Consider the following 22,361-nt stretch of genomic DNA (forward strand, 5'->3'; position numbering starts at 1 on the left):
CCCTTCCGGCGACAAGTTTTTTTCACCCGGGACGGGGAATTTAGGCGTGCGCGGTCCGCGTCACTAAAAAATGCTTGAGTTAATCCCGGCTAATAAGGCTGGATTAGGCAGACAGAATGAGCTATATTGTGCGGAAGGGTTTTCCATGTTCGAACTGGCGTTCATCCTCACGCTCGCGGGTTTCGTGATCGCCTCCGTGCTCGCGGTCTACTCGCTGCATACCGACAACAGCGCCCACTACGCGCGCGCCCGCGGCGGCTTTTACGCATCCTCGGTCCTGTTCATGCTCACGGGCGTGGTGCGATTCTACGGGGACGCCCCCGCGGGACTCTTGCAGGGAACGTTCACCATCTGGGGATTTTTCTATATTTTCGTTGCACTTCTCATATTCACGCTTATTTACCTGAATTTTTCCCGCTGGAGCGCGCAATGGAAGACCTTCGCGGCGTTCGCGCTTCCCTTTATATCGGTGATCCTGGCGGCGTCCATCCCGTTCACCGGGTCAAGCCGGAAGATCATCCTTGACCTCTCGCATGGCCTGGTCCCGGTCCATATCCTCGTGTCCGTGCTCGGCGAGCTTTTTTACCTCATGGGCTTCGCCGGTTCCGTGCTGTACCTTGTCATGGAGGGACAGCTCCGCAAGAAACGCTCGATGAAATTCATCTACCGCTTTCCCACGCTCGAATCCATCGAAAACTTCAATCGCTGGGCGATATCCCGCGCGTTCCTGCTGCTCTCGGCGGGGATCGCGAGCGGCATGTTCATGACCTATACGGTGTTCGGCGCGCCGTTTCAGGGCACGGCCAAAGAGGTGATCCTTTACCTTTCGTGGATGTGTATCCTTGCATTGTTCACGCTCAGCCGCGGGAACGCGGTGGGGCCTCACAGGCGCAGCCAGCTCGCCGCGCTCGCGTTCCTCGTGCTCCTGGGCTTCGTCCTTTTCTCGAATATCTTCATCCAGCAGGGGTTCCACAGCTTCCGATGAGCGCGCGCACGGACAGCCCCGATCTCGTGATGCTCGGGATCAGCCACAAGACGGCCCCGGTGGAGCTTCGGGAGAAGTTCGCCCTGGGCGAGGGTGAGCTCCCGGCCTTTTTCGAGCGCGCCTGTTCCCAGGGTGCGGACGAGATAGTCTACCTTTCGACCTGCAACCGCATGGAAATCTATGTCGCCTCCAGGGACGTGAACGCCGCGCTGGAGGGTCTCTTTGCGCACATGGAGGCGGTATCGGCGCTTCCCCGCGCGGTGATCGAGGCCCAGACATACCGCAAGTACTCCCGGGACGCCGTGGTGCACCTGTTTACCGTGGCATCCTCGCTCGATTCGATGGTCGTGGGCGAGAACGAGATATTTTTCCAGGTGAAAAACTGCTACAGCCGGTCGGTGCACGCCAAAAAGACGGGACCATTGCTCAACCGCCTCTTTCATCAGGCGTTCAAGACGGCGAAGCGGGTAAAAACTGAAACCGAAATCTCGAAAAACCCGCTCTCGATCGCCTACATTGCGACCGAGCTCGCGGGCAAGATATTCGACAACCTCTCGCGGCACAACGCGCTCCTGATAGGCGCGGGCGAGATGGGCGAGCTGATATTGAAATACCTGACCAAGGCGCAGATCGGCGGAATCACGATCGCGAACCGGTCGCTCCACAACGCGGAACGCATCGCGCAGGAAATAAACCGCGAGGCGCGCATCGTGCCCCTGGACGAGATCGGCGCGGTCGCCCCGGAGGTCGACATCATCATTGCCTCGGTGACCGCGCCGGGGTACGTGATCGACGCCGCCGCAGCGCGCGCGATCCAGAAAAGGCGCGGCGGAAGGCCCATATTCGTCATCGATATCGCGGTGCCGCGCAACGTGGACCCGGAGGCGGGCAAGCTCGACGCGGTATTCCTGTATAACGTCGACGACCTCCGCTCCATCGCGGATGAAAATTTGAAAAGCAGGCTGCGCGAGGTGGAGTTCGCGAAAAGACTCGTCGAGGCGGACGCGGACGAGTTCATCCGCTGGTACGACGGCCTCGCCCTCGTGCCGGCCATCCAGAAACTACAGTCGGCCTTCGACGAGATCCGGGTCGCCGAGCTCGAGCGGTACCGCCGGAGAAGACTCAAACACCTCGCGGACGAGGATTTCAGGATCATCGAGGACCTCACGCGCCAGATAATGACGAAGACGCTGCATAATCCCATCTCCACGTTAAAAAAACATTTGGACGCGTCCAGGGAAAACGGGGACGCTCATGACGTGCGCGATACGAAACGCATAATCGAGGAGCTTTTCGAAAAATGATGAACACGAACGCGCCCAGGCTGGTGTTCTGGGAGCTCACCAAGCGGTGCAACCTGCGCTGCGTCCATTGCCGCGCCCAGGCGGACGAATCCGTGTTCGAGGGTGAGCTTTCCACCGATCGCGTGAAGGGCGTGCTAGGCGATATCGCGTCATTTGCCAAGCCCATCATGGTGCTCACGGGCGGCGAGCCGCTCTACAGGGGCGACCTGTTCGAGATAGCCCGCCACGCGGCGGGCCTGTCGCTTCCCGTCGCGCTCGCGACGAACGGGACCATGATCGACGGGGAGATCGCGCGGGAAATAGGCGACGCGGGAATCAGGAGGGTGAGCATTTCCATAGACGGCGCGGGCGCGCCCTCGCACGACGGGTTCAGGGGGATACCGGGATCCTTCGACAAGGCGATCGCGGGATCGCAGCACTTGCGCGCGGTGGGGGTCGAGTTCCAGTTCAACACCACCGTTACCAGGCGCAACGTCGGCGAGATCGAGGGCGTGCTCCGGCTCGCCCAGGACCTGGGGGCCGCGGCGCTTCACCTGTTCATGCTGGTCCCCGTGGGCTGCGGCATCGAGATCGCCGAAACCGACATGATATCGAAAGAAAAATACGAAGAGGTGCTCCTCTGGTTCTACCGGAAATCGAAGGAAACCAGGCTCGAATTCAAAGCGACCTGCGCGCCGCATTACTACCGCATTATCCGCCAGGAGGCCAGAAAGGAGGGCCGCAGCGTGAGCGTCGAATCGCACGGCATGGCGGCGATGACGCGCGGCTGCCTGGCCGGGAGCGGGGTGTGCTTCATCTCGCATCGGGGCGACGTCCAGCCCTGCGGCTACCTGCCGCGCATCGCGGGCAACGTGCTCGAGACGAATTTCCGCACGATCTGGGAGGAATCCGCGCTCTTCCGGGAACTCCGGAACCTTTCCAACCTTAAAGGCAAATGCGGGGCCTGCGAGTACAAGGCCTTCTGCGCCGGTTGCAGGGCGCGCGCCTACTACGCGACCGGGGACTGCTTCGACGAGGAGCCGTATTGTGTGTATGTCCCCCGCCGCGCGCACCCCTGATTCGAATCAAATGGGAGAATAAGGATGACACACCAGGGTGAACTCGCGGCGCTCCTCACCGCCATGTGCTGGACGGTGACCGCGCTCGCGTTCGAATCCGCGGCGCGCCGGGTCGGATCCCTTCCCGTCAACATCATCCGCCTCGTGTTCGGGTTCCTCTTCCTCGGGGCGTTCACGCTCGTCACCAGGAACCTGCCGCTCCCGCTCGATGCGGGCGCGCATGAATGGCTCTGGCTGAGTGTGTCCGGCCTCGTGGGCTTCGTCCTGGGCGACCTGTGCCTGTTCCAGTCGTTCACGATGGTGGGGGCGCGGGTCTCGATGCTCGTGATGACGCTCGCCCCGCCGCTCGCGGCGCTGGGGGGCTGGCTGATCACCGGCGATCGGATGAGGGCACCCGAGCTCGCGGGGATGGGGCTCACCCTGGGCGGGATCGCGCTCGTGGTGACAAAAAAGAAGCCCGGCCTGGAAAAGTTCTCGTTCTCGTATTCCCCGCTGGGACTGCTTCTCGCGTTCGGCGGCGCGCTCGGGCAGGCGGGGGGGCTCGTGCTTTCCAAGTTCGGGATGGGCGGCTACGATGCGTTTGCGGCGACACATATCCGGATCATCGCCGGGCTCGCAGGGTTCGCGGTCATATTCCTGGTATCGGGGAAATGGCGCATCGTCCCCGCGGCGGCGGCGGACCGGACGGCCATGGCGCGCACGGCCCTGGGGGCGTTTTTCGGCCCCTTCCTGGGGGTTTCGCTTTCCCTCTATGCGCTCCAACACGCCGCGACGGGGGTGGCCGCGACCATCATGGCGCTGGTGCCGGTCTTTCTTATCGTACCCTCGGTATTCCTGCTGGGGGAGCGCGTCGGCTTCAAGGAGATTATCGGCGCATTCCTTGCCGTCGCCGGCACGGCCGTCATGTTCATGGCCTGATTCCCGGGAACGCAAAAAGCGTTGACCTTTTAGAGTATTTACTTTAGAAGTGCCGTCGTACGCGCCATGAAAACACGGGACAGGATCATCCAGGCGGCACTCGATCTTTTCAACGATCGAGGCGCCCATTCGGTTACCACCAATCACATCGCGGCGTCCATGGGTATAAGTCCGGGGAACCTGTATTATCACTTCGCCAACAAGGAGGAGATAATCAGGGAGATTTTCGAGCGGATCGTGCGCGAATTCGACGGCCTTTACGGGCGTCCCGCCGATACCGCATTTTCCGCGGCGGCGCTCCTGGACATGTTCTCGAAAAACTGCGACCTGTATTACGCCTATCGCTTCTTTTACCTGGAGCTCGCCACCCTTTTGGCGCAGGACGCGCTGTTAAGGAAGCGCTACAACGCCAATTTGAAGAAGCGCCTGGAACAGCAGGAAGCGCTGTACCGCTCCATGCAGGACGCGGGCATCCTCGCCTCCATGCCGCCCGCCGAGCTCAGGGCGAGCCTGATAAGCGGGTGGATCGTGAGCGACTTCTGGCTCACGTACCTGTATATCGGGGGCGGCAGGATCACCCCCGGGCGGATACGCGAAAGCGTCTTCCAGGTCTACTGCCTCCTGAAACCCCACCTCGCGCCCGCGGCCCTGGCCCAGATCGAGAAAATCCTGGCCTCCCCCCGCTGATCCACTCGTATCCCGCGTGAATATTTTTTCCCGGGACGCGTCATTTTTGTTGACGATTAGAGTATTTGCTCTATATTTGTATCAGTGGATATCGACGCGTAGGTGTCGCTGAAGATCGGCAATTTATTCGACATTTGAAGGAGGAATACCATGAATACATACGACCTGCACAATCTTATGGGAAGGGCGCAGCGAAACGGACGGCAGTGCCGACGGAATTTTTTACTTTCGGCCACCGCGGCGGGGCTTGCGCTCGCCGGACTATCGTGTGCCGGGGTGACGAGAACCGCCCTGCGCGAATCGGCGGGAGATGAGGGAAAAACGGGTTTGTCGCCGGATGAATACGAAATTCTGCGGCTGGCGTCGCTTGCCCCCAGCGGGCACAACACGCAGCCGTGGACGGTCCGCGTCGCGGGAAAGGGAAACTGGATTATCGGCGCGGAAAAATCGCGCATGCTCCCGGCGGTGGACCCGGAAAACAGGGAGCTCCTGCTCTCGCTGGGGGCGTTCATGGAAAACCTGGTCGAGGCCGCGGGCGCGCGGGGATTGAGCGCGGAGTACTCGGTCGTCGCGCGCGGATCGCACGACGCGGAGATACTCGATGTGCGTCTGTCGGGCGGCGCGCGCACCCGCGACACGGACGCGGCAATCGTCTCCCGGCGCACGGTGCGCAAGGGGATGCTCCGCGATGAGCTGCGCGGCGCGGATGTCGCGCACCTGTCGGGCGGCGAGCCCGGTTTCATGTTCTTCACGCCGTCCTCCGCGCAGGGCGCCTGGCTCGCCCAGGCGACCGTAGAAGCGAACCGCGCGCAGGCATGGCGCGACGACGCCCAGACGGAGCTCGCCGACTGGATCAGGTGGAGGGATGCGGACGCGAAAAAGCACCGCAACGGTCTCACCCCCGAGGGGATGGAAATAGGGGGACTCGCCGGCTGGTTCGTGCGGAATTTCTACGATCGCGGCGACGTGCTCGGGAAGGATTTCCGCGACCGGACCGTCGACATGACGGCCGACCAGGTGAAGAACTGCGGCGGATGGATGCTCCTGGTTTCAAGCGGCGCATCGATCGCCGAACTTATCGAGACCGGGAGACGCTTTCAGCGTATGCTCCTGCGCGCGCGGGAGCGCATGGTCGCGGTGCACCCGATGACGCAGATACTCGAGGAGTCCCCGTGGCGCGGGCAGGCGGTGCGCGCAGTGGGCGCGGAGGGTACGGTGCAGTTCATTCTTCGCACCGGCTATCTTGCGAAGTACCCGGACCCGGTAAGTTTGCGCAGGCCGGTGGAATGGTTTTTAAAGGCGTAGCCGCGCTGCGCGCCGATACTACCTGTCCCGGTATTCGCCGTCATGCACGGAATCGATTCCGTGCATGGTGCACGACTTCACCGCGCATTACAGTACAGACGGTTCCGGTGTGAAAACGGGACCGGCAGGCCGATTTTTCGCCAAACTGTTGGTTGACTTTTACGGCATCCGGATAAATCATGCGCTACGCTTCACCGATACACGGCACAGGATATTCCGCAATGTCACCGCATTTCACCAGGACCCAGGAGCTCATTCTAAACCGTATCCAGCGCGATATGCCGCTTTCGGCGGACCCGTACGCGGGGCTGGCGGCGGAGCTTGGGCTGGATATAGATGAGCTTCTCGCGGAGATCCGCACTTTAAAAAGCGCGAACGTCATAAGGAGAATCTCGGCGATCTTCTCGGCGCAGGCGCTCGGCTACTCGTCGAGCCTTGTCGCCTTCTGCGTTCCCGGGGAAGAGGCGGACGAGGCGGCACGCATCATCAACGCGCACCCCGGGGTGAGCCATAATTACCTGCGGGGGCACCGCTATAACATCTGGTTCACGCTCGCGGTTCCTCCGGGACAGGCGATCGAGGACCATGCGGGGGTACTCGCGCGGCGGTGCGGCGCCCGGGATTTCCTGGTCCTGAAAAACGAGGAGATGTTCAAGATTGGCGTGATGCTTGCCGTGGGCGATGCGGAACCGGAAGATGCCCCCCTGGCGGCGAGGCCCGGCGGCGCGAAGAACACGGTCCAGGGCGAGGACGAGGTCCTCGCGGTCACGCTCCTCCAGACGGACCTTCCGGTCGTGAAAAACCCGTTCGCCAGGCTCGCCGCGGAGCGCGGCGTCGTCATGGACCCGGGGCTTCTCGCGCAGACCGGCGAATCGTTCAAGGAGAGGGGCATCATGCGACGGTACGCGGCCGTCCTGCGCCACCAGAACGCGGGCTATCGCGCGAACGCGATGACGGCATGGAAACTCCCCGTGGCGCGGGAGGCCGAGCTCGTATCGGTCTTCGAAAAATGCCCGCACATCACGCACCTCTACCGGCGCACGGTATTCCCCGGTCGGTGGGAGCATCCGCTCTTCGCGATGATTCACGCAAAAAGCGACGGGGAGCTGGAAGGTATTATCGGCGCGCTCGCGCGCGAGTCGGGTCTCGATGATTACCTGGTGCTGAAAAGCCTTAAGGAATACCAAAAGCGGCGGGTCATGTATTTCACGCCGGACTTCGGGAAATGGGCGGAGAAGTATCTTTCAGGTGTTTAAACCCGGGTGGCTGCAGTAAATATTTGACAATCGGCCGTTCCTGGGTATAATTAGACATAGAATGGATTAGTACCGAGGTTTTATGAACAATGCACAATTGATTAATCTGAGCTTGATAATTATAGGCATCTCGGGAAGCATTTATGCCCTCTATTCGATATTTATCCGGGTTGTCAGGCGTGAAATAGCGAACACGGTTAAAAGCAATCTCCTCGAATTGAAGGGACAGATCAAGATTCAGAATGCAAATCATCGATAAACTGATCGTCCTGTCCGCGATTCTGACCATCTCCCTCGCCGTTTATTATGTTCTGTATTTTTATACGAGCGACGTGGTAGTAAACTTGCTGGCAGTGATTATCGGGATAGCCGGTTTTTTGCTCGGGCTGCTTGAATTTATCAGGAAAAAATAGGAACGCCATGATCGATATAGGAAAACTCTACTGCGGGGGATCATCAACGGGCGACGGACTGCGCTACGGCACCGAGGCGCACGGCGACGCGCACGGGAACGCCCCGCACCAACGGCAGGTGCTCGCGAGCGAGCGCAGGCCCATCATTGTCTGGAGCACGACGCGCAGCTGCAACCTGAACTGCGTACACTGCTACACGGACTCCGATAACCGGAAGTACGACGGCGAGCTCACCACAAGCGAGGGGCTCGCGCTCGTGGACGGCCTGGCGGAGTTCGGCATCCCCTCGCTCCTGTTCTCGGGCGGGGAGCCCCTCATGCGCAAGGACCTCTTCACGCTCATCGAGCGCGCCACGGAAAGGCGGATCCGGCCGGTAATTTCCACCAACGGCACGCTCATCGACCGCGACGCCGCGCGCGCAATCAAGGACTCGGGCGTGGTGTACGTGGGCATAAGCCTGGACGGGATGGAGGGCGTGAACGACAAATTCCGCGGCGTCAAGGGCGCGTTCACCCGCGCGATGAAGGGGTTCGAGAACTGCATCGCCGTGGGCCAGCGCGTGGGGCTGCGCCTTACCCTGACGAAACGCAACTACGAGGACCTTGACGGGATCTTCGATTTCATCGAGCGCGAAAAAATCAACAGGGCGTGCTTCTACCACCTGGTCTATTCGGGACGGGGGGGCAATCTTTACGCGGACGATCTCACGCACCGCGAGTCCCGCGCGGCCATGGACACCATACTGGAAAGGACCCAGGATTACTTCAACCGCGGGCTCGATATCAACATCCTCACCGTGGACAATCATGCCGACGGGGTGTACATCTACCTGAAGCTCAGGGAGAAGAATACCGCGCGTGCGGAAGAGGTTCGCGAACTGCTCACGTGGAACGGGGGCGGCGCGCATTCGACCGGGGTGGGAATCGGCAACATCGACTTCGTGGGAAACGTGCACCCGGACCAGTTCTGGCAGGACTATACCCTTGGCAATATCCGCGCGCGCAGCTTCGCCGACATCTGGATGGACGAGGGCGAGCCCCTCATGAAGGGCCTCAAGCACAAGGCCGACTACATCAAGGGGCGCTGCCGCGTGTGCGCCCACCGCGCGCTCTGCACGGGGGCCATGCGTGTCCGGGCGTATCGCACCTTTGGCGACCCGTGGGCGCCGGACCCGCAGTGCTTTATCAGCGACGAGGAGATCGGGCTCGACGAAAAGAAGAAAAACGAGCTTCGCGCGTGCGGGGAGGAGTTTTCCGTGCCCGAGGAGCTTAAGCGGTAGATGAAGCGTATTCTTATGGATTGTTAATTATTGTCCTTCACTCAATAATCCCACCAAGAAAAGCTTTTTTCTTGACAATTTAATTCGATAATATAATTATATTAACCCTAAAGGTTAATATAATTAGATGGACATTGTTTTCGGCAATACTGTGGTCAGAAAAATATGCCAGAATGCGGTTGGAAAACTGAAAAGGCGTCTTGATGACATCAGAGATGCGGATACCATGGAGGTTCTGCTCACCCTGCCGGGGCGCTGCCACGCCCTCGTTGGAAACAGGAAGGGCCAATGGGCAATGGACGCGGAGCATCCCAGGCGTCTAATTTTCAGACCACTCGGAAATCCCTTGCCCGTGTCGAAAGACGGACGAATTGATTTAAAGCTGATAACCGCGATAGAAGTTATCGACGTGGAGGATTATCATGGTAAATAGAATGATTAACGAATATAATCCGGAAACAGTAACCCATCCGGGCGAGACCCTCAACGATGTGTTGGAAGAAAAGGGAATGTCCCAGGCGGAGCTTTCCGAAAGGACAGGCCGCCCTAAAAAAACGATAAATGAAATAATAAAGGGAAAGACGTCAATTACCGCTGAAACCGCGATTCAATTTGAGAGGGTTCTGGGAATTCCCGCGTCTTTCTGGAATAACCGGCAAAGAAGATTCGATGAATTCGTTGCGCAGAAAGCGGAGGGAGACAAGCTGCTGAAACACCGGCAATGGATAAAAACCTTGCCGATAAAAGAGATGATTTCAAATAACTGGCTTCCCGCCATAAAACAGGAAAAAGCGCTGTTAAACGAGGTTTTTAAGTTCTTTGGGATCAACTCGCCGGACGAATGGACTTCCGTATGGGACAAACCTTCCATTGTATATCGACAGTCAAAAGCATTCACTAAAAATCCAATAGCGACATCGGTATGGTTGAGGGCTGGTGAAATTGAGGCTCAGAAAATACAATGTAAACCCTTTGATAGAACTCGATTTAAGATTATTTTGAATCAAATAAAGCCTTATACCAGGGAAGTGCCGGATCTCTTCGCAGAAAAAATGATCGAAATGTGCGCCGCAACCGGTATAGCTTTAGTTTTTGTACCTCCATTAAAAGGTGTTCCCGTGTATGGTGTGACAAGGTGGCTTAATCCCGAAAGGGCGCTTATTCAATTGAGCCTGCGTGGAAAATACGAGGATATTTTCTGGTTCACGTTTTTTCATGAGGCAGGGCATATTCTTCTGCACGGCAAGCGGGATGTATTCATTGAATCAAATATCGAAAATAATTCGAAGGAAAACGAAGCTGACAGTTTTGCCAGGGATATTCTGATACCACAAGAAGAATGGGAGAAGTTCATCCAGGCGAATATTTTCTCAGCAGAAAAAATTAAGACATTCGCGAAGGAGATGAATATATCACCTGCGATTGTAGTGGGACGACTGCAACATGAGCGCAAGATCGCATTTGCCCAGTTGAATGGCCTGAGAAGGAAATATGAATTATCTTCCAACGATCAATAAATAAATGTTATACTACCCTGTATTACTCGACATTAAAGATAAACTTGTCGTTGTCATAGGCGGAGGCGAGGTTGCGCTGCGCAAGGTCGCGGACCTCTGCCGTGCGGGCGCGCGCGTGCGCGTGATCGCGCCGCGCGTTCACGAGGGAATCGCGTCGCGCGCCGCGGACGGAGCGGTGAGCATCAATACCCGGGAATACGCGGAGGGCGACCTGGAGGGCGCCGCGCTCGTGTTCTCGTGCACGAACGACGCCTTGGTGAACGCGCGCGTGTACCGGGAGGCGCATGAACGCGGCATCTTCATCAACGCCGTCGACGATCCGCCCCACTGCTCGTTCATCGTGCCCTCGTTCACGCAGAGGGGCGATTTCCTTCTTGCCGTTTCCACGAGCGGCGCTTCGCCCGCGATGGCGGCGCGTCTCCGCCGCATGATCGAAAAGGCGGTGCCGGAAAACGTGGAGGTCATCCTCGAGGCGCTCCGCGAGGCACGGAGGATTATCCAGGGGGACGCTTCATTCAAGAAGCTATCGGCGGACGAGCGTGGTGATATCATGAAACGCATTGTGAACGACGACGCGCTCCTGGACGAGCTCGCTGCCGCGTTTCGGGAACACACACTCTCCCATTACCTGCGCATCCGCGCGGGCCTTCCCCCCGTCAGCTGAAATCGAGACAACGCACGAACTCGTCGTTGAATTCCGGGTGCGTGGAAAGTTCCACGACGCGCGCCGCGTCGCGCAGCTCCCGCGTGCGCGCCATGAAGGCCGGATCGACGCACGCGCGCGCGGCCGCGGCCAGGCTCGTGTTTCCCGAGAAGCTGTACACAGCGCGGGGGAACAATGGAATGAAGGAAAGCCGCTTGAAATGGTCGATCGAAAGGTTTTCCCCGAAGGCCCCGGCAATAAACACCTGCCCGATCTCCCCGACCGCGCATCCCGCTTCCTTTAAGAGAATATTTGCCCCGGCCAGGGACGCCCCCTTTGCGAGCTGAAGGCTTCGAATGTCCTTCTGGGTGATGATCACGTTTCCGCAAATCCGCACCGCGGAGATACCGTTATGCGAAACTATTCTGAACGTCTCTTTGCCGCCGGTCCTCGCGAACGCGCCGGACGCGCCGATCATCCCCGATCCGCGCATTATGGAAACCGCGTCGATAAGCCCGGTCCCCGAGATGCCCACGGGCTCCCCCCCGCCCATCACCTCACAGGACGGCACGTTCGCATTCATGTGTACGTGGGTGAGCGCGCCCTCGTCGGCCGTCATCCCGTGGCTGATATTCATCCCCTCGAGCGCGGGACCCATCGCGCACGACGCGGCGAAGATATCGCCGGAGGGCGTGCGCAGGAACATCTCGCCGTTGGTGCCCAGGTCGATGAAGAACACGCCCCTGCGGTGACCCTGCCCGTCCAGGAGCGCGAGCCCGCCCACGAGGTCGCCGCCCAGGTACGCGGACGCGACCGGGAGGGCTTCGATGCGCGCGCCCGCCCCGAACGCGCGCGCGTCCGGGATTTCGATCGCGGCAAAGTCCCTGTGCGCGGCGGTATAGGGAAAGGCGCCCAGGGGCTTCACGTCGAGTCCCGCGAAGAAGTAGGTCATGGTCGTGTTTCCGGCGCACACCATGTGCTCGATGCGCGCGGGCGGGATGCCGGCCTGCACGAGCGTATCGGCGACGGCGGAAAAGATGGATCCGCGCAGGAGGGAAACGAGCGCCCGTCCGGCCTCCGGGTCCGTCGACGCGGCGATGCGCGAAACCACGTCATGGCCGTAGCGTCGCTGGGGATTCATGAACGATGCGAGCGCCTGGGTCTCCCCCGACGCGAGGTCGGCGAGCGATATTTGAATGGAGGTGGTGCCGATATCGACGGCCAGTCCAAGCCCGTGTCCCGCCGGGGGGACCGATACGCGTCCCCGGCCCGCGGCGAAGACGGGCGCGCGCTTCACCGTCACGTCCCCGCGCATCTGCGCCCGGCACGCGAGCCGCATTCCGGGGACGCCGCCGGTGAGCCTGGGCTCGAGCTCAAGAGGCTCGCTCAAGTCCCCGCGCGCCTCGATCGCGCACTTCCCGCAGAATCCCTTTCCGCCGCAGGGCGTCCTGAGCACCATGCCCATATCGGCGCACGCGTCGAGAAGAAGCGTTCCCTCGTCGAACGCGCGCGATTCACCGCCGGGAAGAACCGTGAGCAGGGGTTTTTTCATGGGCACCTCATGCCGCCTATCCTCGACGGGGGAGGCGGCGAAATCAAACCCTTTTCCGGCCGGGGTCGGGACGGGGCCCGAGTTTTTTTAATTGATTTTTGATTTGCGATTGCTACAGTGGGCCGGTAACGAGTCGCATTATGACACATTAGGGACCGTGCGTTTTACGGCCGTCCCGGCGCCGATATCACCCATGAAAGACTTTACGATCATATCATATCCCGGGGCGAACGAGGCCTCGCTCCTGTCGCTCGCCGAAAAGCGGTCGCGCTACATGCTTCCCTTCGGGGGACGCTACCGCGTGGTCGACTTCACCATCCGGAACTCCGTGGCGGCGGGCGCCCAGCGCACGATAATCTACAGCAGCGTGGAGGACAGCCTCGCCGATTACGTGGAGCACTACGGGCCCTTCAAGCACCAGAAATTCCCCGCCATTCGCGTCGTCTCGAGGCGCCACTCGGACATACAGTTCTGCTACAACCTCATTATGGACGCCAACACCGACTACTACGTGATCTACGCCGGCGACAATCCCTCCATCATCGATTTCTCGTCGGTGGTGGAGCGCTATAGGAAGAAGCGCGCGGGCGCCGCGCTCTTCACGCTCAAGCTCTCACAGCGCGAATCGATGGCGCACGGGATCCTGGTCACCAACCAGAAGACGCTGCTCGAGGTGGTGAACGGGGCTATGGAGGAGCGGCGTCATTCGCCCAACATCTTCGAGATGATCATCAACGTGATGATCAACCGGGGCATCCGCCGGGAGAGCCTCGAGGCGCGCTACTGGCCGGTGAAGAACGTTCCCGAGTATTACCAGGTCAACATGGACATCATGAGGAGCAAGGTGCTGTTCGAAACGGTGTTCTCCGACCGGTCGCTCAAGAGCCAGCTTCGCTCGGAAAAGGTCGCGTTCCTGGGGCCCCACGCGAAGATCATCAACAGCTTCATCTCCGACGGCTGCCAGGTCCACGGTACCGTCCAGAATTCCATCGTGTTCCCCGGCGTGGAGATAGGGGAGCGTGCGGTCGTCAGGGATTCCATACTGCTTCCCTTCTGCCGCATCGGCGCGGGGGCGCGCGTGTTCTCCTCGGTGATCGACGAGAAAACCCTTCCCGTCCCGGAGATCGCCCAGGACGGCACGAAAAAAACGCCGCCCGACTTTTTCACCGTGGGCGCGCACTGCTACGTGGGCAGCGAGACGGAGGGCCTCAAGAACAACGACTTCCCCCGGTCGCTCTTCAAGAGCATCACCCTTATCGGCAGGGATTGCGAGATCCCGGACGCCTCGCGTATCGGCGGGGCGTGCTATATCGCGCCCGGGCTGGGCAGGGAATACTTTCTGAAGTCCCGTTACCTCTACGACGGGCTCTCGGTGAAATAATGCTCATCCCCTACCGCGACGAGAACCCGACCGAACGATTCGCCCTCGTCACCTTTATGCTCATCCTCGCGAACGTCGCGATGTTCGCCTACCAGGTGCTGGGACCCGCGGGCTTCGCGCGCATTACCGCCGAGTACGGATTCGTGCCGCTGGAGCTCTCCTCCGGAAAAAACCTTCCCGCGTCGCAGTTCGTGAACCCCTTCCTCACGCTTATAAGCTACATGTTCTGCCACGGGAGCATCCCGCACCTGGGATTCAACATGCTCTTCCTGTGGATATTCGGCAATAACGTCGAGGACCGGATGACGCGCGGGGGCTTCCTTGTGTTCTACCTCCTCACGGGCGTGATCGCGGCGCTCGCGTTCGCCGGGATGGCGCCGCAGTCGAAGGTCCCGCTCGTGGGGGCCTCGGGGGCGATATCGGCGATACTGGGGGCGTACCTGTTCATGTTCCCCTTCGCGCGCGTCTACGTGTGGATGCTCTTCTTCACGATGCGCCTGCCCGCGATGCTGTACCTGCCCGTCTGGTTTCTCATGCAGATACTCGGCTTCATAGGCGGGTCCGCGGGCGGGAGCAACGTCGCGTGGGTGAGCCATATCGGCGGCTTCGCCGCGGGGGTGATCCTTTTCAAACTCTTCGTGAAACGGTACCGTATCCCATGAAAGGATTCGTGACGGCAGTCGTAGTATCGGTCACCCTTGCCGCGTGCGCGCCGGCGTTCGCGGAGGTCGCGGTGATACCCTACCGCGTCGACAACCCCTCGACATATTTCCCCGAAAAATCGGGCGACGAATACGCGAAGCTGCTGGGCGTGGTCCTCGCGGTGCGCAAGGGCATGGAGGTGTACCCGCCGCGTGACCTTGACGCCGACATGAAAAGTTTCGGGATATCGTCGCAGGGGACCATCACCGCGGAGGGCCTCAAGGCCCTGGGCGCCGGGCGCTACCTGGACCGCATCGTGCTCGGGAAGATTTCGAAGACGGGCGAAACCTATGTCGCCGAGAGCACCCTCTACGCACCCGGACGCGGGAAGGTCATCGCGCGCACGCAGGTGAAGGGTCAGAGCCTCGCGGCCTGCGCTGAGAAGGACGCGGCGGAGCTTTTCGTGACCGCGCCCGACGCGCCGCTCAAGCTCGACCCGGCCGCGGACCAGGGCCTCGCGACGGTGGACCTCGTCGTGGTGACCGATACCTCCTACGCCATGAGCGCCGAATGGGAAACGGTGAAGGCCGGGATCACCGGCTTCGCGGGCGCGCTTTCGGAAAACTGGAGCGCGCCCATCCGGATATATGTGCTCGGGTTTTCGGACGCGCAGAAGCTTCCCTCGTACGCGCAGCCGGTGGGCTCGCCTGCGGCGCTGCGTGCGGGCCTGGACGCGACCCCGCCCCGCGGCGGCCCCAGTACCGATGCGCTCGAGGCGGCCCTGCGCTTCGCGGTCACGAACGTGCCCTGGGAGCGGGGAAGCGTGAGGCATATGCTCGTGGTATCGAACTCCCCGGTGAGAAGAAATTCGCAGGTAGAGCTTTCCGGGATGACGGCGCAGAAGCGGGGAATCGTCGTGAGCGCCGCCGCGGGCGGACGGTGCCAGTGGGAGGATGCCGAAACGCTTCGCCAGCTCGCCGTCATGGGCAAGGGCAGGTTCGCGCAGTTCGCCTACCGGCAGCGCGTCTACGATGCGCGCGGAAAATCGATCGACCTCTTCATGGAGGGCGGGCGCTTCTTCCAGGGGCAGGCCTACGGCGCCCAGTGGAAGGAAGGGCTCTTCTCCTTTTCGGGAAAGGCGTCCTCCTTCATGCAGCCCAAGCCGTTCCTCGCCGAGATCATGGCGGACCGGAAGAAATACGAGCTTTCCCCCTACGCCATGAGCGAGCTCTACCCCGAGATCGCGAACGTCGCGCTCGTGAACGCCGATCCCGTCGAGAATAACGCGGACGTTCTGCTCCCGGGGCTGGGGGCGGGCGCTTCTTCCAGGGGCAGGGCGGGCGGTCCCCATGCGCTCGCCAAGGCGCTCCTCTCTGATGGGAAGGTATCGATATGGGTGCGGATCGCCTCGCAGGCGGACCTGGATTTTTTCAAGAACCGTGAATCGATGCGCGCCTACTTCACGCTCGGGGTCACCGTGCAGCGCAAGCCCGACGAGGCGTACGGCTTCACCTTTCACCCCGCGCGCTTCATCACCCGCCTGGGGGACGACCAGGTTCCGGATGCGGCGCGCGCGGGGATCAACGAGATGGCCGCGAGGCCGGACTTCTACATCAACAACGGGTTGCTCAAGCCCCCGGTCTGGTTCGTGCGCGTGAAGGTGGAGGCGCTCGAGCCGGTGAAGGAAGCGGAGGATGTCAGGGACTAGGCTTTCCTGCCGCGACCGGTAATCGCAGGCTGCGAATATCAGTCGAGCATTTCGATGATCCTTTCCTGGAAGGCGAGGAGGGTGGCCGCCGATTCTTCCTTGCTCTGCTCGAGTATTACGGAAAGCATGGACATGCCTTCCAGGAAGGCCACCACCGCGGTGCTCATCCTGCGGGCAATGATCTCGTCTTTGACTGCGCCGGCGATCACGGCCTGCACACTCCGGATCCACTCGCGGTACACCGCTTTGAGCTTCACCCGGACCTTCTTTTCGTAAAGTCCGATCTCCCAGATCTCCACGAATATCCGCGAGAGCCTCCTGTCGAGTGTGATCCTCCGGTTCACGAAGCTGAACATTTCCGAGATGACCTGCCGCGCGGGGGCGCCCTCGGGGGTATGGGCGCTCATGTATTCGTAGAACTCGCCCTTGTATTTCAGTAACATGTGGTCCAGGAACGTGAGGAGTATCTCCTCCTTCCCGGTGAAATAATAATGAAGCACGCCGTGGTTGACGCCCGCGGCCTTCGCGATGTCCTTTATGCTTGTTTCCTTAAAGGGCTTTTCCATCAGGCAGCTGAACAATGCCTCTATGATTTGCAGCCGGCGCTCTTCCTGGACGACTCTTCTTCCCATATCTTCCCACGCGTTTTGCGGTATTTAGAATTTGCAGTACCTGATAACAGTATTCGTCCGGCACCCGTAGCTGTCAACAAAATGAACGCGCGGGGATTGGCGTACGTACGTGCCGTTGCCGCGGGCGCGATTTTAGTATATAATTAGTCTTATGACTAATATTTCCCTTGACAAGAATACCCCCTTGGAAGTTAAGTTTAGTCTTTCAACTAATTTATATTATTTTTATATGATGGCCAGGGAGGATCTTTTCCATGAAAATCGGGATTCCGAAAGAGATTAAAACACGGGAGCAGCGGGTCGCCCTCACCCCCGCGGGCGCGGGCATGCTCGTGAATCACGGGCATGCCGTCTTCGTCGAGCACGATGCCGGAACCGGCTCGGGTTTCAGCGACGGGGAATATGCCCTCGCAGGGGCGCAGGTTCTGGAAAGCGCGGGTGAGGTTTGGGGCGGGTCCGATATGATCATGAAGGTTAAAGAGCCCATTGGTCCTGAATTTGCACACATGCGCGAGGGCATGGTCCTCTTCACCTATCTGCACCTTGCCGCCGACGAGCACTTGACCAGAACGCTACTTGAACGGAAGGTCGTGGGCATCGCCTACGAGACCATCCAGGCAAAGGACGGCTCCCTCCCGCTCCTGGCGCCCATGAGCGAGGTCGCGGGGCGGCTCGCGATCCAGATGGGATGCGCCTGCCTTGAGTCGAAAAACGGGGGCAAGGGGCTGCTCCTGTCGGGCGTACCGGGAGTGGCGCCGGCGAAGGTGGTCATACTGGGCGGGGGTATTTCGGGACTAAACGCCGCGCATCTCGCCGTCGGGATGGGCGCCCGCGTGACGGTGCTGGACGTGAATCTGAACCGGCTCCGCTACCTGGAAGACATTTTTCATTCGCGGATCGTCACACTGGCGTCGAATCCCGCGAGCATTCGCGAAAGCGTAACGGAGGCGGACCTCGTGATCGGCTCGGTGCTCATCCCGGGGGCGAAGGCGCCCAAGCTCCTTACATGGGAGCTTATCGAGGCCATGAAGCCCGGTTCCGCCTTCGTGGACATCGCGATAGACCAGGGCGGCTGCGCCGAGTCGAGCAAGCCCACCACCCACGACGATCCCATTTATATAGCTAAGGGCGTGGTGCATTATTGCGTAGCGAACATGCCGGGGGCCGTTCCGCGTACCTCGACGTGGGCGCTCACGAACGCAACACTGCCGTTTGCGGTACGGATCGCGGACATGGGCTGGGAGAAGGCCGCGGAAAAAGACGAGGCGATCGCGAAGGGACTCAACGTCCTGAAGGGAACGCTTACCTGCGCGCAGGTGGCGAGCGCCTTTAAGATGGAGTGCAGGGAATACAGGGTCGCATAAAAATTAACTGTGCCCGGAAGCTCGCCTGGGGCCACGGGGCGCAACGAAAGGTTCACATGATGCAGAAAAATCAACACGAATCTTTTCCCTATTCGCTTTGCGGGAATACTTGGAATTAAAGCAATGAAGTGTTTCGCATACATACAAAAAGAGGTGACCCGGGGTCACCTCTTTTTGTCAAAGCCGTGCGACCGATATTACCCGCACTTTGAAAATCCGCACAGCCTGCACACCGAGCAGCCGGATTCGAACTCCAACGGGCCGTGGCAGTCGGGGCATACGCCCACTATAGTGACGTTGCCCTGGCCCTTGCCGTTCGTCTCGGCGAAATTTTTCGCCTCGTCGGTCGCGCTCCCGGTCTTCCGGGAATCCATTCCAAGGTGACGCTCGAGCGCCTTCGCGATCGCGTCGGCGCAGGAGTAGATGCGCCCGCCCTTCTCCCATGCCTGGTTGGGGCAGCGCACGCCCTTGATCTGCCGGATTATCTGCTCGGGCTCTATGCCGCAGCGAAGGGAGAGCGATATGAGGCGGCTCACCGCCTCGGTCTGGCTCGCGGCGCAGCCGCCGCCCTTGCCCATGGTCGCGAAGACCTCGAAGAGCCCGTCTTGGTCCGCGTTGATCGTCACGTAGAGCGAGCCGCAGCCCGTGGTCATCTTGCGCGTGGAACCGAAGGTGACCTCGCCGCGCGACTTGGGCGTCAGGTGGGAGCCGGGGGTACCCTCCTGCACCGCTTCCTTCTTGTCGCGCTGGACCTCGAGCACCTGGTTGTCGCGGGAGCCGTCGCGGTACACGGTCACGCCCTTGCAGTTGAGTGCGTAGGCGAGCCGGTACACCTTTTCGATGTCCTGCTCCGTCGCGGTGTTGGGGAAATTCACGGTCTTGGATACGGCGTTGTCCACGTATTTCTGGAAGGCCGCCTGTATCCGGATGTGGCTTTCCGGCGAGATGTCGTGCGCGGTCACGAAGACCCGGCGCACGTCCTCGGGGACGCCCTCGATGTGGGCGACCGATCCGGATTCCGCGACCTGCTTCATAAGCTCGTCGGTGAGGATCTTCCGTTCGCGCGCGGTCGCCTCGAAGAGCGGGTTCGCCTCGACGAGCGAATTGTTGTCCATGACGTTGCGGACGTAGGCGAGCGCGAATATGGGCTCGATCCCGCTCGTGGTATTGGCGATGATGCTGATCGTGCCGGTGGGCGCGATTGTGGTCGTGGTGGCGTTGCGGAGCTTCTCCTCGCCGCGCGCGGCGTACTCGGACATGTCGAAAAGGGGGAAGGCGCCCCGCTCCTTCGCGAGGGCGCGCGACGCGGCCCTGGCCTCGTCTTGGATCGCGTGCATCACCTCTTCCGCGAGCCGGATGGCCCCGTCCGAGTCATAGGGAACATTCAGGCGGATGAGCATATCGGCGAAGCCCATGATCCCCAGGCCTATCTTGCGGCTGGCGAGGGTTTGCTCCCTGATCTCGGGCAGCGAGTACTGGTTCATGTCGATAACGTTGTCGAGGAAGTGCACGGCCTCGCGCGTGAGCTCCTTGAGCTTCGCGTAGTCGAGTGTGTCCTTCCCGTCCCTGCGCTCGAGCGCGGTCACCAGGTTTATCGATCCCAGGTTGCAGGACTCGTAGGGAAGCAGCGGCTGTTCGCCGCAGTTGTGAAGCATAATCCCCCCGGCGTCGAAACGGTTGATGCCGGGCACCTGCACATCGTAGACCTCTTCCGTGCCGTCGGGTATGAGCTCCCGCACCTCCGTTAGGAATCTTTCCCTGTTCATTTCGCGTCCGTATGACGCGAGAAGGCTCTGGAGCCTGAGCGCTTTATCCTGATCGGTGAAGCCGATTGTCTCGCTAAAAATCCGTAGGTTGTCGCGTGCAATGACGAGTTCATGCTGGGCTCGTGTTCGGTACTCCTTTTGCCCTCCCTTCCCGTCGGGAAGCATGGTCGTCCCCTCGGGTCTTCTTTCCTCATAGATGGAAGACACGATTCCGAACCGGAGAAGAATGCGCTGTACGGCTTTGAGCATCTCCATGTCGCTTTGCGCGAGGCGGACGCTGATTCCCTTCGCCTGCGTACCCTGCACGGAGCCGTCGGTATCGAACAGCCCGCGGAGGAAACCGCGGTTGAAATTTGAGGAGCATGCCTCCAGTTTGGGAGTGATAGTTTTGTTTCCCGGGGTGATTCCAAGGTCGGCGCATATTCCCTTCAGCGCGCCGATCGCCATGCGGTACTCGCCCCGCCCGCGGACCTCGCTGAAGCCCTGGAAATCGGCGCGGTGCGGAAGGGTATACGCGCACTCCCGCGCGAGCTCCATTACGGCATCGGGTAGTGTCTCCCCGTTCGCCGCCTGACGCCTGGGCCAGACGGAAATGATCGCCTTGTCCTTTTTTATCGTTCCGTCGCCGTAGAGGAGGCCCGTGAGGTAGCCTTCTTCAAATCCATAACGTCCTTCCCACCCGGGATTGGCGCGATGATTATGCAGGCATATGCGGTCCCCCGGCTTCAGGTCACCGGCCCTCACCCATTTCGTTTCCACCGAAGAGCGGGTTACCGAGGCGGCGACGAGGACAGGGTGGTCGGCGGTGAGGCGAACCTCATACCCGGACCGGGTAACGAGCCTGAAGACGGGCTTGACCCCGGTGCTGAAGAATCCCTCGGAGGAACTCAGGCTGGGAAGGCCGTCGACAATCGCCGCGAACCGGCGGCCGACAAGCTCGCGTACGAAGCGGGGTCCTTCGGCGGTGAAGACCATGGTGTCGCTGGTCACGCAGGGATTGGTGCTCTCGATGGGCCCCACCTTCGCGAGCGGGTTGTACTCGTTGATGCGGTCGATGAAGACGATGCCGGGCTCCCCGTTCTGCCATGCTTTTTTCACGATCAGGGAAAAGACATCGCGCGCCTTAAGGCGCTGGACGGTGACGTTACCGCGTGGGTTGACGAGATCGAACTCGCCGTCGGTCTCCACGGCGCGCATGAACGAATCGGTGAGCGCGACGGAGCAGTTGAAATTCGTGAGGGCCGAGGGGTCCTCCTTGGCGGCGATGAAGTCCAGGATGTCGGGGTGATGGACCGAGAGTATGGCCATGTTGGCGCCGCGGCGCGTCCCGCCCTGCTTGATGGTCTCGGTCGCGGTATTGAAAATCTTCATGAAGGAGACGGGCCCGCTCGAAACGCCCGAGGTTGAATTCACCACGTCGTTCTTGGGACGAAGCCTTGAGAACGAAAAGCCCGTTCCCCCGCCGCTCTTGTGGATGAGTGCCATGTTCTTGATCGAATCGAAGATGTCGTCTATCGAATCCCCCACCGGGAGGACGAAGCAGGCGGAGAGCTGACCGAGCGGCCGTCCCGCGTTCATGAGCGTGGGACTGTTGGGGATGAACTCGAGCCGCGCCATCATCTCGTAAAACCGGGCCGCGATCCGGTTCGTTTCCTCCGGGGTCTTCCCGTATGCAAGATCGGCCGAGGCAATGTACTTCGCGATGCGCTCGAACATCCCCCGCGGGTCCTCGACGGTCTTTCCGTGCTCGTCCTTCGCGAGGTAGCGCTTGCGCAGCACCACGAGCGCGTTGGCGGACAGCTCGGGCCGGACCTTCGAGTCGATGACGATATCGTTCCACCTGCCGGCGGTGCTTTCCTTTGCGTTGGACACGTGATCCCTCCCTTGTTCCCTGCGGGTATTCTTCCGGACGTTTCGAGATGAAAAAACGGCACGTCGTCATGCCGTTGTC

General features: G+C 60.5%; 18 protein-coding genes. 15 read left to right on the top strand and 3 right to left on the bottom strand.

From position 1 onward, the window contains the following. Positions 1-70 precede the first annotated feature (70 nt). The 11 genes from EPN93_07165 to EPN93_07215 all read left to right on the top strand — a co-directional run bounded on the left by EPN93_07165 (position 71) and on the right by EPN93_07215 (position 11,386). Positions 71-985 (top strand): hypothetical protein, encoded by a 915-nt coding sequence (locus EPN93_07165; GenBank protein ID TAL36597.1) that lies wholly within the window; start codon positions 71-73, stop codon positions 983-985. Beyond that, the gene (locus EPN93_07170) at positions 982-2,289 is read left to right on the top strand and encodes a glutamyl-tRNA reductase (GenBank protein TAL36598.1); all 1,308 of its coding nucleotides are present in this window, start codon (positions 982-984) and stop codon (positions 2,287-2,289) included. The genes EPN93_07165 and EPN93_07170 overlap by 4 nt, the downstream gene beginning before the upstream one ends. Then, positions 2,286-3,347, top strand: coding sequence for a radical SAM protein (locus tag EPN93_07175; protein TAL36599.1), 1,062 nt, complete (start codon positions 2,286-2,288; stop codon positions 3,345-3,347). Before EPN93_07170 ends, EPN93_07175 begins: the two co-directional genes overlap by 4 nt. Positions 3,348-3,371: 24 nt before the next feature. Beyond that, positions 3,372-4,265 carry a DMT family transporter gene (locus EPN93_07180; GenBank protein ID TAL36600.1) on the top strand — a complete coding sequence of 298 codons (894 nt, stop codon included), beginning with the start codon at positions 3,372-3,374 and terminating at the stop codon, positions 4,263-4,265. 66 nt (positions 4,266-4,331) lie between these two features. Beyond that, a complete protein-coding gene (locus EPN93_07185; GenBank protein TAL36601.1) occupies positions 4,332-4,952 on the top strand; it encodes a TetR/AcrR family transcriptional regulator in 621 nt (206 codons plus the stop codon). Positions 4,953-5,102: 150 nt separating this feature from the next. Beyond that, positions 5,103-6,257, top strand: a complete 1,155-nt coding sequence (locus EPN93_07190; GenBank protein TAL36602.1) for a hypothetical protein — start codon at positions 5,103-5,105, stop codon at positions 6,255-6,257. Positions 6,258-6,478: 221 nt separating this feature from the next. After that, the gene (locus tag EPN93_07195) at positions 6,479-7,513 is read left to right on the top strand and encodes an Lrp/AsnC family transcriptional regulator (protein ID TAL36603.1); all 1,035 of its coding nucleotides are present in this window, start codon (positions 6,479-6,481) and stop codon (positions 7,511-7,513) included. A gap of 420 nt (positions 7,514-7,933) precedes the next feature. Then, complete coding sequence (locus tag EPN93_07200; GenBank protein ID TAL36604.1) at positions 7,934-9,205, top strand: radical SAM protein; 1,272 nt, start codon at positions 7,934-7,936, stop codon at positions 9,203-9,205. Between the two features lie 127 nt (positions 9,206-9,332). Then, the gene (locus tag EPN93_07205) at positions 9,333-9,638 is read left to right on the top strand and encodes a killer suppression protein (GenBank protein TAL36605.1); all 306 of its coding nucleotides are present in this window, start codon (positions 9,333-9,335) and stop codon (positions 9,636-9,638) included. Further along, the gene (higA, locus tag EPN93_07210) at positions 9,628-10,722 is read left to right on the top strand and encodes an addiction module antidote protein, HigA family (GenBank protein TAL36606.1); all 1,095 of its coding nucleotides are present in this window, start codon (positions 9,628-9,630) and stop codon (positions 10,720-10,722) included. Before EPN93_07205 ends, higA begins: the two co-directional genes overlap by 11 nt. 4 nt (positions 10,723-10,726) lie before the next feature. Then, positions 10,727-11,386 (top strand): bifunctional precorrin-2 dehydrogenase/sirohydrochlorin ferrochelatase, encoded by a 660-nt coding sequence (locus tag EPN93_07215; protein ID TAL36607.1) that lies wholly within the window; start codon positions 10,727-10,729, stop codon positions 11,384-11,386. Here the strand turns inward: EPN93_07215 and EPN93_07220 are convergent. Further along, the gene (locus EPN93_07220; protein ID TAL36608.1) at positions 11,379-12,917 is read right to left on the bottom strand and encodes a DUF4445 domain-containing protein; all 1,539 of its coding nucleotides are present in this window, start codon (positions 12,915-12,917) and stop codon (positions 11,379-11,381) included. The two genes, EPN93_07215 and EPN93_07220, sit on opposite strands and share 8 nt — an antisense overlap. Positions 12,918-13,110: 193 nt before the next feature. Between EPN93_07220 and EPN93_07225 the strand changes: the two genes are divergently transcribed. Genes EPN93_07225 through EPN93_07235 form a run of 3 tightly spaced genes read left to right on the top strand, consistent with a single transcriptional unit; the run spans position 13,111 to position 16,648 of the window. Continuing rightward, positions 13,111-14,298 carry a hypothetical protein gene (locus EPN93_07225; GenBank protein TAL36609.1) on the top strand — a complete coding sequence of 396 codons (1,188 nt, stop codon included), beginning with the start codon at positions 13,111-13,113 and terminating at the stop codon, positions 14,296-14,298. Further along, positions 14,298-14,960 (top strand): rhomboid family intramembrane serine protease, encoded by a 663-nt coding sequence (locus EPN93_07230; GenBank protein TAL36610.1) that lies wholly within the window; start codon positions 14,298-14,300, stop codon positions 14,958-14,960. The genes EPN93_07225 and EPN93_07230 overlap by 1 nt, the downstream gene beginning before the upstream one ends. Beyond that, on the top strand, positions 14,957-16,648 hold the full coding sequence (locus EPN93_07235; GenBank protein ID TAL36611.1) for a VWA domain-containing protein: 1,692 nt from the start codon (positions 14,957-14,959) through the stop codon (positions 16,646-16,648). Before EPN93_07230 ends, EPN93_07235 begins: the two co-directional genes overlap by 4 nt. Positions 16,649-16,686: 38 nt before the next feature. Here the strand turns inward: EPN93_07235 and EPN93_07240 are convergent, their stop codons facing one another. Beyond that, a complete protein-coding gene (locus tag EPN93_07240; GenBank protein ID TAL36612.1) occupies positions 16,687-17,280 on the bottom strand; it encodes a TetR/AcrR family transcriptional regulator in 594 nt (197 codons plus the stop codon). Positions 17,281-17,534: 254 nt separating this feature from the next. On the opposite strand from EPN93_07240, the gene ald reads away from it, so the two are divergent. Next, positions 17,535-18,644 (top strand): alanine dehydrogenase, encoded by a 1,110-nt coding sequence (ald, locus tag EPN93_07245; protein ID TAL36613.1) that lies wholly within the window; start codon positions 17,535-17,537, stop codon positions 18,642-18,644. Between the two features lie 197 nt (positions 18,645-18,841). Here the strand turns inward: ald and EPN93_07250 are convergent, their stop codons facing one another. After that, entirely contained in the window at positions 18,842-22,240 is a 3,399-nt protein-coding gene (locus EPN93_07250) for a TSCPD domain-containing protein (protein TAL36805.1), read from the bottom strand. Positions 22,241-22,361 lie beyond the last annotated feature (121 nt).

The sequence above is a fragment of the Spirochaetota bacterium genome, assembly GCA_004297825.1.
Taxonomy (GTDB): domain Bacteria; phylum Spirochaetota; class UBA4802; order UBA4802; family UBA5368; genus FW300-bin19.